This window comes from Conexibacter sp. SYSU D00693, from assembly GCF_017084525.1.
In the GTDB taxonomy this organism is placed as follows: domain Bacteria; phylum Actinomycetota; class Thermoleophilia; order Solirubrobacterales; family Solirubrobacteraceae; genus Baekduia.
In genome coordinates, this window is sequence record NZ_CP070950.1 from 2,561,962 (window position 1) to 2,575,008 (window position 13,047).

16 protein-coding genes are annotated in these 13,047 nt (G+C 74.7%); 7 read left to right on the forward strand and 9 right to left on the reverse strand.

The features are described from left to right. The first annotated feature begins 96 nt into the window (after positions 1-96). Positions 97-846: a hypothetical protein gene (locus tag JUB12_RS12695; RefSeq protein WP_205695792.1), complete on the forward strand. Its 750-nt coding sequence runs from the start codon at positions 97-99 to the stop codon at positions 844-846. On the opposite strand, the gene JUB12_RS12700 is transcribed toward JUB12_RS12695, so the two are convergent. Together JUB12_RS12700 and bcp are read right to left on the reverse strand one after the other, a co-directional pair. Next, entirely contained in the window at positions 803-1,339 is a 537-nt protein-coding gene (locus tag JUB12_RS12700; protein ID WP_205695793.1) for a DUF1697 domain-containing protein, read from the reverse strand. The two genes, JUB12_RS12695 and JUB12_RS12700, sit on opposite strands and share 44 nt — an antisense overlap. Positions 1,340-1,355: 16 nt before the next feature. Then, positions 1,356-1,826, reverse strand: a complete 471-nt coding sequence (bcp, locus tag JUB12_RS12705) for a thioredoxin-dependent thiol peroxidase (RefSeq protein WP_205695794.1) — start codon at positions 1,824-1,826, stop codon at positions 1,356-1,358. A gap of 42 nt (positions 1,827-1,868) precedes the next feature. Between bcp and JUB12_RS12710 the strand changes: the two genes are divergently transcribed. Together JUB12_RS12710 and JUB12_RS12715 are read left to right on the forward strand one after the other, a co-directional pair. Then, the gene (locus JUB12_RS12710) at positions 1,869-2,324 is read left to right on the forward strand and encodes a hypothetical protein (RefSeq protein WP_205695795.1); all 456 of its coding nucleotides are present in this window, start codon (positions 1,869-1,871) and stop codon (positions 2,322-2,324) included. Further along, the gene (locus tag JUB12_RS12715) at positions 2,324-2,917 is read left to right on the forward strand and encodes a pentapeptide repeat-containing protein (protein WP_205695796.1); all 594 of its coding nucleotides are present in this window, start codon (positions 2,324-2,326) and stop codon (positions 2,915-2,917) included. The genes JUB12_RS12710 and JUB12_RS12715 overlap by 1 nt, the downstream gene beginning before the upstream one ends. Before the next feature lie 5 nt (positions 2,918-2,922). Here JUB12_RS12715 and JUB12_RS12720 read toward each other — a convergent pair whose 3' ends face one another. From JUB12_RS12720 to JUB12_RS12735, 4 genes are read right to left on the reverse strand one after another with little or no spacing between them, the layout of a single operon-like run. Continuing rightward, the gene (locus JUB12_RS12720; RefSeq protein WP_205695797.1) at positions 2,923-3,780 is read right to left on the reverse strand and encodes a DNA-formamidopyrimidine glycosylase family protein; all 858 of its coding nucleotides are present in this window, start codon (positions 3,778-3,780) and stop codon (positions 2,923-2,925) included. A gap of 3 nt (positions 3,781-3,783) precedes the next feature. Beyond that, positions 3,784-5,538 (reverse strand): thioredoxin-like domain-containing protein, encoded by a 1,755-nt coding sequence (locus JUB12_RS12725; RefSeq protein ID WP_205695798.1) that lies wholly within the window; start codon positions 5,536-5,538, stop codon positions 3,784-3,786. Between the two features lie 4 nt (positions 5,539-5,542). Then, the gene (locus JUB12_RS12730) at positions 5,543-6,013 is read right to left on the reverse strand and encodes a histidine phosphatase family protein (protein ID WP_205695799.1); all 471 of its coding nucleotides are present in this window, start codon (positions 6,011-6,013) and stop codon (positions 5,543-5,545) included. A 10-nt stretch (positions 6,014-6,023) separates the two neighbouring features. Then, positions 6,024-7,421, reverse strand: coding sequence for a cellulase family glycosylhydrolase (locus JUB12_RS12735; RefSeq protein ID WP_205695800.1), 1,398 nt, complete (start codon positions 7,419-7,421; stop codon positions 6,024-6,026). 101 nt (positions 7,422-7,522) lie between these two features. Here JUB12_RS12735 and JUB12_RS12740 point away from each other — a divergent pair, with 101 nt between their 5' ends. Genes JUB12_RS12740 through JUB12_RS12755 form a run of 4 tightly spaced genes read left to right on the forward strand, consistent with a single transcriptional unit; the run spans position 7,523 to position 11,100 of the window. Beyond that, the gene (locus tag JUB12_RS12740) at positions 7,523-8,107 is read left to right on the forward strand and encodes a TetR/AcrR family transcriptional regulator (protein ID WP_205695801.1); all 585 of its coding nucleotides are present in this window, start codon (positions 7,523-7,525) and stop codon (positions 8,105-8,107) included. Further along, complete coding sequence (locus JUB12_RS12745) at positions 8,104-9,363, forward strand: acyl-CoA dehydrogenase family protein (protein WP_205695802.1); 1,260 nt, start codon at positions 8,104-8,106, stop codon at positions 9,361-9,363. The genes JUB12_RS12740 and JUB12_RS12745 overlap by 4 nt, the downstream gene beginning before the upstream one ends. Then, entirely contained in the window at positions 9,363-10,442 is a 1,080-nt protein-coding gene (locus tag JUB12_RS12750; protein WP_205695803.1) for a phosphotransferase family protein, read from the forward strand. The genes JUB12_RS12745 and JUB12_RS12750 overlap by 1 nt, the downstream gene beginning before the upstream one ends. After that, positions 10,435-11,100 carry an HAD family phosphatase gene (locus tag JUB12_RS12755; protein ID WP_205695804.1) on the forward strand — a complete coding sequence of 222 codons (666 nt, stop codon included), beginning with the start codon at positions 10,435-10,437 and terminating at the stop codon, positions 11,098-11,100. The genes JUB12_RS12750 and JUB12_RS12755 overlap by 8 nt, the downstream gene beginning before the upstream one ends. Here the strand turns inward: JUB12_RS12755 and JUB12_RS12760 are convergent. The 3 genes from JUB12_RS12760 to JUB12_RS12770 are packed head-to-tail and all read right to left on the reverse strand — an operon-like array spanning position 11,051 to position 13,036. Next, positions 11,051-11,233, reverse strand: a complete 183-nt coding sequence (locus tag JUB12_RS12760) for a hypothetical protein (RefSeq protein WP_205695805.1) — start codon at positions 11,231-11,233, stop codon at positions 11,051-11,053. The two genes, JUB12_RS12755 and JUB12_RS12760, sit on opposite strands and share 50 nt — an antisense overlap. 17 nt (positions 11,234-11,250) lie before the next feature. After that, on the reverse strand, positions 11,251-12,135 hold the full coding sequence (locus JUB12_RS12765) for a cytochrome c oxidase assembly protein (RefSeq protein ID WP_205695806.1): 885 nt from the start codon (positions 12,133-12,135) through the stop codon (positions 11,251-11,253). Positions 12,136-12,163: 28 nt separating this feature from the next. Further along, complete coding sequence (locus JUB12_RS12770; RefSeq protein ID WP_205695807.1) at positions 12,164-13,036, reverse strand: hypothetical protein; 873 nt, start codon at positions 13,034-13,036, stop codon at positions 12,164-12,166. Between the last annotated feature and the right edge of the window lie 11 nt (positions 13,037-13,047).

A 13,047-nucleotide genomic window follows, 5' to 3' on the forward strand; every position in this document is an offset into this window, starting at 1 on the left:
GCGCACCGACGGACCGGATGGAGGGGGTTCGATGGACCGGTGGCTCGGCCCCTAGCGTCGGCGCGCTCGACCACGACGATCGGAAGGTGCTGTCCCGTGCCCTCGACCACCTCGTCCACGTCCACCCTCGACCGCCGCGGCGTGCTGCGCGGCGCGGCGGCGGTCGCCGGCCTGGGCGCCGCCGGAGCGCTGACGCGCGGCGCCGGCGCCGAGGCCGCGCCGCCCGACGTGCGCGTGCCGCTGCCGCCCACGCGCGTGAAGCTCTCGCTCCAGGTCGTCGACGAGGGCCGCCGGCAGCGCTTCCTGCTCACGTCGACCAAGCCGCCGGTCCACGTGCAGGGCCGCACGTTCCCCGCGGAGGCGCGGCAGGGCCCCGACGACGGCAGCTACTTCATCTTCAACGACGAGGACCAGTCCGAGAAGGGCGGCATCACCGTGTCGCGCGACGTCGCGCAGATCGCCTTCGACTACCCGACCGCGCAGGGCTTGACGTTGAACACCGTCAACGCGGGCGCGCTGGGCGCGGCGCAGCTGCACATGGAGCAGATGCCCGACCCGGCGATCCCGATCGAGGAGCTGCGCCCGGAGGACACCCCGACCCGCGTCCTGCTCGCCACCTCCAACGCCGGCGACGGAGCCTTGCTGTTCCTCTACGACTCGGCCGGGCGCCCGCGCATCACGCTGCACGTCGACGGCGACGACGTGCCGCGCATCTCGATCCTCGACGCCGACGGCGAGGTCGTCGCGCAGCTGCCCGAGACGGCGCCGGCGAGGACGCAGGCCGCGGGCCGTCGTCCGTCGCTCAGCGCGCTGCTGGGCCGCCGGCGAGCGCGAGGAGCTTGGTGACCGTCGCCCAGTTGCGCCCCGTCACGGTGTCCTGCGCCGCCCGCTCGACCGCGGGCGGGAGCTTCGCGTTGCGGATGCCGTCCGGGAGGTGGACGTAGGCGGCGCGCGAGCCGACCGCCAAGCGCTCGGTCCCCCAGTCGCGCTCCTGGAGGGCCTGGACGCGCGCCGCGTCGCGCGGGTCGGCGAGGACCTGGACGAGCGGCTGCTTGGGGTCGTCGAGGTCGCCGAACGGGTTCTCGTCGACGACCGTCTGCAGCTCGGCGGCCTCGAGCAGCACGACGGGCGCGTCCGTGCCCGTCCGCTCGAGGATGGCGGCGCGGAGCTTCGCGGCCGTCGGCCGGCCGCCGGAGAAGACGGCGTTGCCGGACTGCAGCAGCGTCCGGACGTCGCGGTGGCCGAGCTCCTCGAGCAGCGCCCGCAGGTCGGCCATCGCGACGCGGTTGCGGGGCCCGAGGTTGACCGCGCGCAGGAGGGCGACCCACGTCGTGGCCACGGCGCCGCGCGGATGCCTAGGCGGCGGCCATCTCGCCGAGCGCCTTGAGCACCTGCTCGTCGTGCTCGGCCGGCTTGACCTTCGGGATGACGTGGCGGACGACGCCCTCCTCGTCGATGACGAACGTCGCGCGCTTGGCGCCCCAGTAGGTCTTGCCGTACATCGACTTCTCGACCCACACGCCGTAGGCCTCGCAGACCTCGTGGTGCTCGTCGGCCAGCAGCGTGAACTGCAGGTCGTGCTTCTCGCGGAACTTGTGGACGGCCTTGACCGGGTCGGGCGAGACCCCGAGGACGACGGCGCCGGCGTGGTCGTAGTCGCGCAGGTGGTCGCGCACGCCGCAGGCCTGCGTCGTGCAGCCCGGGGTGTCGGCCTTCGGGTAGAAGTAGAGGACGACCTTCTTGCCGCGCAGGCCCGACAGCGACACGTCGTTGCCGTCCTGGTCGGGGAGCGTGAAGTCGGGGGCCTGCTCGCCGGCGTGCACCATGCTCCGAGCGTAGCTCGCCGGTGCAGGACCTAGCATCGGCGCGTGTCCTCCCCGCGCTTTGCCACCCTCGCGATCGACGACGCCGAGCGCCACAGCGTGGTCGGCGGGACGTTGCAGTGGATCCCGGTGCGCGAGCCGCTGGGGATCGGGGCGTTCGGCTGCAACGCCTACCACGCGGCCAAGGCGGGCGAGGACGTGGTGGAGCGCCACGACGAGCAGGGCGCGCCGGAGGAGGGCGGCGGCCAGCAGGAGCTGTACCTCGTCGTGCGCGGAGCGGCGCGGTTCGAGCTCGACGGCGAGGAGGTCGAGGCGCGCGCGCCGTTCGTCGTCTTCCTCCCCGACCCGTCGGTGGAGCGCTACGCCGTCGCGCTGGAGGACGACACGCTGGTCTTCACGGTCGGGGGCTGGAGCGACCGGCCGTACGTCAAGGCCGAGTGGGAGGAGCGCTTCTTCGCCGAGGCGGCCAAGCGCCGCGAGCAGGACGGCGGCGCCGCGTAGTGCCGCCCGCCGTCTCGCCGCACGCGCCCCGGCTCGGGCGCGACGCACCGGTGCTCGACGCGTTCCCGGTCGACCCCTACGGCGTCGAGCTCGAGGACACCCTCGTGCGCGGCGCGGTGCTCCAGCACGAGCAGCTGGCGACGCTCACGCTCACCGACGTCGTCCTCGACGGCTGCGACCTCGCGGGCACGGTGGCGCGGCGGGTGACGCTGCGCCGCGTCGAGCTGCGCGGCTGCCGGCTCACGGGCACGCTGCTGTCGCAGGCGACGCTGGAGGACGTGCTCGTCGACGGCGCGTCCGCCGAGCTCGTCGGCCTCGCCGGCGCCCGGCTCTCCCGGGTGGCGGTGTCCTCGAGCCGGCTGACCGAGGCCTCGCTGCAGGAGGCCGAGCTGCGCCACGTCCTGCTGCGCGACGTCGACCTGACGGGCGCCGACCTCAGCGAGGCGACGCTCTCGGCCTGCGAGCTGCGGGGCTGCACGATCGAGGAGCTGCGGGGCGCGGCGGCGCTGCGCGGCGTGGCCATGCCGTGGCAGGACGCGGTCGCCGCGGCGCCGGTGCTCGCCCAGGCGCTGGGCATCGAGCTGCTCGACTAGGCGGGCTACTTCAGCAGGCGCGACAGCCGGCGGTCCTTGAGGACGCGCCCGCCCGTCTGCTCCTGCGGGCAGTAGCAGAGGACCTGCTCCTCGTAGTGGACGGCCTCGATGGTCGTCCCGCACCGCGGGCAGGGCTCGCCGTGGTGACGATGGACCTTGAGCGGGATGGGCATCTTGTCCGGGATGGGCAGCCGGACCGTCTGCTCGTAGTGGTCGATCGCGCCGCCCAGGCAGCCGACGATCGCCTCGCGCAGCGCGCCCGCCTCCTCCTCGGACAGGTCGTCGCCGCGCTTGAACGGCGACAGGCGCGCCTCCCACAGCACCTCGTCGACCCACGAGCGGCCGATGCCGGCGATGACGCGCTGGTCGCGCAGCACGGCCTGCAGCGGGCGCGCGCCGTGGGGCTCGAGCAGCGCGGCGAGGTCCTGCGGCGGATCGGGCCACGCCTCCGGTCCGAGGGTCGCGACCGCGTCGTCGGCGGCGAGCGCCTCGTCGCCGCGCAGGACCTTCACCCACGCCGCCTGCTTCGTGCCGAACTCGCGCAGGCGCAGCTCGCGGCCGTCGTCGAGGCGCACGAGCAGCCGGGACGTGCGGTCGCGAAGCCCGGCGCGCTTGTCCCACAGCTGCAGGCGCCCCGCGCTCATGAGGTGCACGAGGACGTGGAGCTCGTCGCCGACGTCGACCACGAGGTGCTTGCCGATGCGCCGGACACCGGCGATCGCCTGGCCGTCGAGCGCGTGCAGGGGCGGGTCGAAGGTCTTCAGGGCGTTGATGCCGGGCGCGAGCGTCGACTCGATCGTCGCGCCCGCGAGCGCCTCGGACAGCCGGCGCGCGGTGATCTCGACCTCGGGCAGCTCGGGCATGGGCTAGCCCACTATGACGTCCAGCGCGTGGTGCGCCCGGCGCAGGCGGCACGCGTCGGGCGTGCAGGTGGCGAGCTCGACGTCGAGGTCGACGCGGCCCGCGCCCGGCGCGAGGTCGAGCTCGAGGGCCTCCGGCAGGCGGTCGAGCGCGAGGTGCACCGGCTCGGCGAGGAGCGCCGACCGAGCGGTGAGGCGGACCGGCGCGTCCATCGCCGTGTCGAGGTCGTCGTCGGGCAGGACCAGGCCGGTGAGCGGGACCGGCGCGCCGGGCGCGAGGACGACCGGATCCGCGACGGTGCGTCCGACGTCGAGTGCGAGGGCGAGCGCCGGGTCGGCGGCGGGGTCGACGACGACGATCCGGTGCGCGCCGGTGTCGGCGACGACGAGCCGGCCGCCGGGCAGGAGGTCGAGGCCGCCGGGCTCGGTGAAGCCCTCTACCGGGACTGTCCACAGGTGGCGCCCGCGCCAGACGCGCAGCAGCCCGTTGAAGGTGTCGGCGACGTAGAGCGCGCCGTCGGGCGCGGCCGCGACGCCGAGCGGGTGCTGCAGCCGCGCGCGGTCGCGGTCGCCGTCGGCGTCGCCGAAGACGAACAGGCCCTGGCCGACGAGCGTCTCGACGTCGAGCGTCGCGCGGCGCAGGAGGCGCAGCGCGCTCGTCTCGCTGTCGACGAACGCGAGGTCGCCGTCCGGCGTGACGGCGAGGCCGCTGGGCTGGGCCAGGAGCGCCCGGTAGGCGGGCCCGTCCACGATGTTCTCCCCCGCCGTGCCGGCGATGACCTGCGGCTCGCCGTCGGCGTCGATCCCGATGAGCCGGTGGCGTCCGGCCTCGGCGACCACGAGGTGGCCGTGCCAGCGCACGACGTCCCACGGCGACGTCACCGCGTCGGTGACCAGCTCGCGCTCCCCGCCGCCAGCCGGGATCCGCCACACCAGGTCGGCCGCCGTCTCGCAGACCAGCAGCGACCCGTCGTCGTCGAAGCGCACGCCCTGGGGCATGTAGAGCCCGCCGTGCTCGGCCAGCACCTCGCCGTCGAGCGCCAGCTCCAGCACCCGGTCGTGCCCCGTGTCGGCCACCGCCAGCCGGGCCCCCTCCGGGCTCGCGCAGACCTTGCCGGGGAACAGCAGCTCCGATGCGACGGGGTCTGACCCCGAGCGTGCGACGGGGTCTGACCCCGATGCGACATGCCCTGGCACCGATGCGACGGGGTCTGACCCCGAGCGCGCGACGGGCTCTGACCCCGATGCGACATGCCCTGGCACCGATGCGACGGGGTCTGACCCCGAGCGTGCGACGGGGTCTGACCCCGAGCGTTCCTGGAGGAGCTGCTCGATGCCCGCGGCGAGGCGGGGCGCGTTGCCCTCGCCGGAGACGGTGAGCGCGACGCGGCCGGTGGCGTCGATGAGCACGAGGGTCGGCCAGGCGCGCACGCCGTAGGCGTCCCAGAGCGTGCGGTCGGCGTCGTCGAGGACGGGGTGCTCGATGCGGTGGCGGGCGATGGCGGCCCGGACGGCCTCGTGGTCGTGCTCGTGGGTGAACTTCGGCGAGTGGACGCCGACGACCACGAGCTCGTCCGGGCCGAAGCGCCGCTCGAGCCCGCGCAGCTCCTCCAGCGCGTGCAGGCAGTTGATGCACGCCAGCGTCCAGAAGTCGAGCAGGACGACCCGGCCGCGCAGCGCCTCGAGCGAGAGCCCGTCCGTGCCCAGCCAGCCGCCGCTGCCGCGGAGCTCGGGGGCGCGGACGCGGGCGCGGTCGAGCACGGCGCTAGCCGATGCGGTCCAGCTCGCGGGGGCGCAGGAGGGCGATGAGCTCGCCCGACGGGCCGTGCAGGCGCACGCCGGCGGCGCCGCCCTTCTTGAGCTCGATGCGCCCGCCGGTGAGGTCGGCGACGACCTGCGGCAGGTCCGGGTTGTGGCCGACGAGCAGCAGCCGGTCGTCCTGCGCGGTCTCGCGCACGAGGCCCAGCGCGTCACCGCCGCCGAAGCCGCCCGCGAGCGCCCCGTGCTCCTCGGGCTCCACGCCCAGCGCCTCGCACGCCAGCCGCGCGGTCTCCCACGCCCGGACCTTCGGCGACGCGAAGACCCGCTGGAACGTCAGCCCGAGCGCCGCGAACGAGCGGCCGGCGGCCCGCGCCTGGTCCTCCCCGCGCGGCGTCAGCCGCCGCGCGGCGTCGGAGGCCTGAGCATCGTGGGGCTCGGCCTCCCCGTGGCGCAGGACCCAGAGCTGACGGGGCACGGCGCCCAGGCTACGGCTTCGCGTAGGCGCGGGTCGGCGCGCCGTAGCGCGTCGCCCCGCCACCGGCCTCCTGCCACCGCACACGCCACTGCCGGCCCTTGGCGTAGCGGGTGCCGAAGGAGAAGTAGCCCCGCGCGTTCGACGTCACCGTCGCCAGGCGCCGCCACGAGCCCGAGCCGCTGCGGACCTGCAGCTCGACCGTCCGCGTGCCCTCGCCCGGACGGACGAGGCCCCAGAGGCGCACCTTCGACGAGCGCTTGGACGCGCGCGAGGCCACCAGCGGCAGGCGGAAGCCGTCGAGCGCCGGCTTGGCCTTGCCCGACGAGCTGCGCAGGCCCGACTCGAAGCCGCCGTAGCGCGCGAGCCTCGACGCCCCCGCCACCGGCGCGTCGTCGCGCAGCAGGTACTGCGAGAACGACCGCACCCGCGGGTTGTCGTAGGCGATCTGCTCGGAGATCGAGCGGTACTCGGCCTGGCGCTGGAACGACACGCCCGCGAACGGGTCGGGCTCGGACTGGATGCCGAACTCCGTGAGGTGGATCGGCAGGCCCTTCTTGACGACGCCGGCGTTCGCCGCGCGGTCCAGCGCCTTCGTGAGCCGGCCGAGCACGCCGATCGTCACGTCGTTGGGCCCGTCGGGGACGAAGTACGGGCCCGCCTTGCGCGTGTAGGCGTGGTGCGACCAGCCGTCGATGCGCAGCCGGCCGCAGCCCCCGGTCTTCCGGTACTTCGCGTTCAGGCACAGCACCCCGCGCAGGAACGTCAGCGGCGCCACGTCCTTGCCCGTGCCGATCGGCGCGGTCTCGGCGATGAGCACCGGCTTGGCGTCGCCCGCGTCGTCGAGCCCGCGCAGCGCCGCGGCGTACAGCCCGCGGTAGACCTTCGGCGACAGCGGCCGCTTCTTGCTGTCGTACTGCGGCTGCAGGAACTGCGGGTGGTTGGGCTCGTTCCAGATCGACCACTGGGCGACGCGGTCGCCGAAGCGCGCCGCGACCGCCGTCATGAACATGCGGAACTCGTTGGGCGACGGGCGCGTCGTGGTGTCCTTCGCGCCGTTGGTGGCCCAGCGCGGCACCGGGCCGCTGACCGTCAGCAGCACCGACCAGCCACGGTCCTTGGCCGCGGTCAGCAGCTCGTCGTACTGGCCCCAGCTGTACGAGCTCGGGTCGAGCTCGTCGAAGTCGGGCTTGACGCGCGCGTCGGGCGAGGGCGCCACGTTCTTCCAGTAGAGGACGACGCGGAGGTGCTTGACCCCGAGCGACTCGAGCTCGTCCAGGGCCTTGGGCCGCTGGGAGGCGTCGAGGAGGTCGCGGGGCGCCTCGAAGGTCGTGATCTGGCTCTTGGCGGCCTGGGCACCTGCGGGGAGGGCCGCCAGGAGGGCGAGGGCGAGGAGGAGGGACTTGCGCATGGGGAGGAGGGCCGCCGGCTTGGCGACGGCCAAGGGTACGAACGCCCGAACGGCGCTCAGGTTGCGGCTCCTCCCCAGATTCGCATACCCTCGGGTATGTGGTGACGACGCGCGCCGCCGCGGCGGAGGAGACCCGGGCCCGGCTCATCGAGGCCGCGATCGCCCGCTTCGCGCAGGACGGCCTCGGGGCGAGCTTCGAGGCCGTGGGCGCCGACGTCGGCGTCACGAAGGGCGCGCTGTACCACCACTTCGGGTCGAAGGACGGCCTCGTCGAGGCCGTCTACAAGGAGGCGATCAACCGGCACGCCGAGCGCGCCATGGCCGCCTCCGCCCAGGGCACGGGACGCCAGCGGCTGCTGGCGCTCATCGACGCCTCGGGCGAGCTCTACGGCTCCCGCACCCCGTTCTACCGGCTGCTCACGACCCTGCACCTGGCGGCGACGACGTCGCTGCCCCAGCTCGCGCCGATCGCGCGCCGCGTCCAGCAGCGCCAGCGCGACCACATGGTCGCCCTGGTCCAGCAGGGCCAGCGCGACGGCTCCATCGACCCTCGCCGCGACGCGGAGGCCCTCGGCCTCACGATCAACGCCGCGCTCGAGGGCTTCCTCGTCCAGCAGCTCGAGCCGGCCGCCACCCAGGCGCGCTGGATCGCCCGCTTCCGCCACCTCATGGAGGACGTCCTGTGACCTCGCCCACCGCCGCGCCCCCGGGCGCCGGCACGATCGACTTCACCATCCCGGCGGAGCTCCAGGAGCTCCTGGGCCGCATCCGTGCCTACATCGAGGAGGACGTCCTCCCCGCCGAGCAGGAGATCGCCGACCCGGCCGACGTCCTCGGCTCGTGGCACGTGGTCGAGCGCCTGCGCGACCGCGCCCGCGAGCTGGGCATCTTCACCCCGCACCTGCCCGAGGCGTGGGGCGGCCTCGGGGTCGGCGTGCTCGGGATGGCACTCATCTCGCAGGAGTGCGGGGTGAGCGGCCTCGCCTCGCTGGGCCTCAACGCCATGGCGCCCGACGAGGGCAACATGCACACGCTGCTCATCGCGGGCCGGCCCGACCAGCTCGAGACCTACCTGCGACCGCTCGCCGAGGGCAAGGTCCGCTCCTGCTTCGCGATGACCGAGCCCGACGTCGCCTCGTCGGACCCCACGAACCTCGAGACGACCGCCGTGCGCGACGGCGACGAGTGGGTCATCAACGGGACGAAGTGGTGCATCACCGGCGCCGAGGGCGCCGCCTTCGCGATCGTCGTGGCCAAGACCGGCGTGGACCCCGCCGCGGGGCACCGCAACTACTCGCTCATCCTCGTCCCGACCGACACGCCCGGCTGGGAGGTCGTGCGCCACCCGCAGTTCATGGGCTCGCACTCCCCCGGCGGCCACCCGGTGATCGAGCTGCGCGACGTCCGCGTGCCGCTGGACAACCTCCTCGGCGAGGAGGGCGCCGGCTTCAAGATCGCCCAGCAGCGCCTCGCCGGCGGGCGCCTCGCGCACGCCATGCGCTGGATCGGCGTCTCCCAGCGCGCGCTGGACCTCGTCTCGACCCGGCTCATGGAGCGCAAGGCGTTCGGCAAGGAGCTGGCGCGCCACCAGGCGATGCAGTTCGCCGTCGCCGACAGCGCGATCGACCTCTACGCGTCGCGGCTGATGGTCCTGCACTGCGCCTGGAAGGTCGAGCACGGCCTCCCGCACCGCCAGGAGGTGGCGATGGTCAAGACGTTCGTCTCGGAGGCCTTCGGCCGCATCGCCGACCGCGCCGTCCAGGCCTTCGGCGCGGCGGGCATCACCTACGACCTGCCGATCGCCCGCATCTACGAGGACGCCCGCGCCGCGCGCATCTACGACGGCGCCTCGGAGGTCCACCGGATGGTCATCGCCCGCGAGTGCTTCAAGCTCGCGCTGCAGGGCGAGTCGACCAAGGCCGCGACGGGGGACCTCGTCTGATGGCGTGGCTGCACCAGATCGCCGCGGACGACGTCGTGCGCACCCACGACGAGGGGCAGGCCAACGAGCGCGAGCCCCTGCTGGTCCTCGACCCGCTGCTGGCGTTCCTCGACGCGCACGGCCTGGGCAGCGGCGAGCCCGACGTGCGCCCCGTCGGCGAGGGCCACTCGAACGTCACCTACGCCATCACCCGCGGCCACCGCGAGTTCGTGCTGCGCCGCCCGCCGCGCGGCCCGCTGCCGCCCAGCGCGCACGACGTCCTGCGCGAGGCGCGGGTCATCGGCGCGCTCCAGGGCAAGGCGCGCGTGCCCGAGGTCCTGGCGGTGTGCGACGACGACGCCGTCGTGGGCGCGCCGTTCTACGTCATGGAGCTCGTCGCCGGCCACGCCATCACCGGCGACCTGCCGGCCGAGCTGGACTCCCCGGAGGACCGCCGGCGCATCGGCGAGGAGCTGGTGGACGGGCTGGTGGAGGTCCACGCCGCCGACTGGCAGGCCGCCGGCCTCGAGGGCTTCGGCAAGCCCACGGGCTACCTCGAGCGCCAGCTGCGGCGCTTCCTCGGCCTCTGGGACCACAACAAGACGCGCGAGATCCCGGCCGTCGAGTCGGTCGCCGAGTGGCTCAAGGCCAACCTCCCGGAGTCGGGTCCGGCCACGGTCGTCCACGGCGACTACCGCCTGGGCAACGTCCTCATGGCCGCCGGCCCGCCGCGCCTCACGGCGATCCTCGACTGGGAGATGTCGACGATCGGCGACCCGCTGGCCGACGTCGGCTACCTCTGCACCCTGTGGGTCGACCGCGACGACCCCCCGCTGGGGATGTTCGAGCTCAGCGGCGTGACCCGGCAGGAGGGCTTCCCGACGCGGGCCGAGCTCGTCGCCCGCTACGAGGAGCGCTCGGGCCGGTCGATGACCGACATCCGCTGGTACCAGACGCTGGCGCTGTGGAAGTCGATCGTCTTCATGGAGGGCAACTACAAGCGCGCGGTGTCGGGCTCGACGGACGACCCGTTCCTGAAGTCCTTCGGCGAGGGCGTCGTCGAGCTGGCCAACCGCGCCGAGGAGCTGGCCCGTGGCTGAGGCGCGTCGCGGCCTGCTCATGGACTGGGGCGGCGTGATGACGACGAACCTGTTCGCCGCCTTCCAGCGCTTCTGCGAGGCCGAGTCGCTGGCGCCCGAGGCGGTCCGCAAGGCGTTCCTCGAGGACCCGCGGGGCCGCGAGCTGCTCGTCGAGTTCGAGTCGGGCCGGATGGAGCTCGACCCGTTCCAGCAGGGCCTGGCCGAGGTCCTCGGCCTCGCCGCGGACCGCGCCCCGGGCCTGGTGGAGCGCCTCTTCTCCGGCATGGCGATCGACGACGCGATGGTCGCCGCCGTGCAGCGCTTCCGGGCGGCGGGGATCCGCACCGGGATCCTCTCGAACTCGTGGGGCCCGGCCGGCGCGTCCTACGACCTCGCGCTGTTCGACGAGCTCTTCGACGTGCGCGTCATCAGCGGCGAGGAGGGCGTGCGCAAGCCCGAGCAGCGCATCTACGACCTCGCCGTCGAGCGCATGGGGATGCCGGCGTCCGAGCTCGTCTTCGTCGACGACCTCCCCGGCAACCTCAAGCCGGCGCGGGCGATGGGGGTGCACACGATCGCCCACCGCGAGGCGGCGGCGACCATCGCCGAGCTCGAGCAGGTGCTGGGCGTCAGCGCTGGGGCGCCCGCCGGCGCGGACGCGCCGCCGGCTTCGCCGTAGCGACGACCTGCGCGCGCAGCTCCTCGAGGCGCTGCTTCTGCAGCGGGTCGCGCGCCAGGCGCAGCGCCTCGTCGAGCACCTTCCTGCCCTGCGGCGTGCGCAGGACGCTGTCGAGCTGGCTGCGGAACCCCATCGTCGGACCTGATCGTGTCATGCCCTCGTGGCAGACGTCTCATGCTCGTCCTCGAGCCGCCGGCGCAGCTCGGCGCCGCGCCCCGCGGCGACCGCCCGCGCGGCGCGCTGGTCGGTGAGCTCGACGCCGCGCGCCCGGGCGAGGTCGAGCAGCTCCTGGCGCTCCTCGCCCTCCCGCGCGGCCTTGAGGAACAGCCAGCAGAAGAGGCAGATCGTCAGGACCGACTCCTCGACCATCATGATCCCGGCGGCGATCGCCTGGTCGTCCTGCGGGTCGAGGCCGTGCGAGGCCTCGCCGGCGGCGTAGACGTCGTAGAACGGGCCGCCGCCGAAGAGCAGGACGTTGGCCAGCACCGCGCCCGCGAGGCGCACGCCGACGATGTAGCCCAGCCGCCAGCCGTTGCCGAACCACGCCGGCTTGGGCAGCGGGCCGAGCAGCGCGAGCCACACCGCACCGCCCGTCGCGAGGAAGAGCAGGTGCTGCAGGGCGTGGACGGCGTCGTGCTCGACAGCCGCCTCGTGGAGCACGGGCACGTGCCACAGCCCGAGGTTGACCGCCCAGAGCGGCAGCGCCACGAGCGGGTGGCCGAGCACGCGCAGCGGCGCGAGCGCCGGCACCCGCAGGACCGGCGCGAGCACCGGCCCGGTGAGCCCGAGGACGAGCAGGAGCGCCCCGAGGTCGACGATCACCAGGTGCTCGACCATGTGCGCCCAGAAGAGCTCGTCGGCCAGCGCGCCCAGCGGCGAGCTCAGCGTCAGGGCGACGACGAGCGCGCCGCCGTGGAAGCACCACTGCCGCCACGACGGCACCGCCCGCGGCGTGCCGCGCAGCGTCTGGGCCCGCCGCGCGTAGAGCGCCATGGACAGCAGCGCCGGCAGGAGCTGGAGCGGCTCGACCTCCACCGGCGCGCATCCTCGCGCACCGGCCGCGCTACGTGCGCCCGTGGGCGAGCAGCACGCGAACCGCGTCGACGGTCACGACGCCGCGCCACTCGGCCTCGGCGACCGGCGACCACGCGGGCCAGCTGAACGTCCAGCCGCCGTCCTCGCGCTGGGCCGCGGCGAGGTGGTCGACGTGGTCGTCCCAGACGGCCTGCGCGAGGCGATCGCGCAGCCGGCCGCCGGGGACCGGCGCGAGGTCGAGCGGGCGCTGGACCTCGCCGGTCGCGGCCGGGTCGACGGCGAGGAGGCCGGCGCGGACCCCCTGCTCCCACACGCGGTCGAGCGCCGCCTGGGCGCGGGCCTCGTCGGGCACGCGGTCCAGGAAGCACAGCAGGCCGCGCAGCTCGTAGCCCCCGCCGATGCCCTCGAGCTCCTCGACCCGGTCGACCTGCGTCCACAGCCACTCGAGCGCCCCGTCGAGCCACGGGTGCTCGACGCCGCGGGCCAGCAGCGGCCGCACGACCTGGCCGGTCGTCGTCAGCGACGGCGGCAGGCCGGGCTCGGGCACCCACCACGGGGCGTGCGGCCAGCCCTCGATCGCCGGGTCGACGAAGGGCGTGCCGCCCGCGTCGGGCGCGGTGGCCTGCAGCCAGTCGCAGGCGCCCCGGACCAGCGCCTCGTCCCAGGCGTCGCACTCGTCCAGCGTGCGCAGGGCGAGCTCGACGCTGGCGGGCTGGCTGGCCGGCCCGCGGCCGTCCATCTCCAGTCCGTGGCCGAAGCCGCCGTCGGCGTTGCGGTAGGCCGCGACGGCGTCGCGCACGGGCGTCGGGTCGGCCCCGTGCAGGAGGACGTCGAGGCGGCGGCGGTCCAGGACGCGCCCGGTGCCGTGGACGAACTGCTCGGCGGCGTGGAGGTCGGCCATGGCCGGCAGTC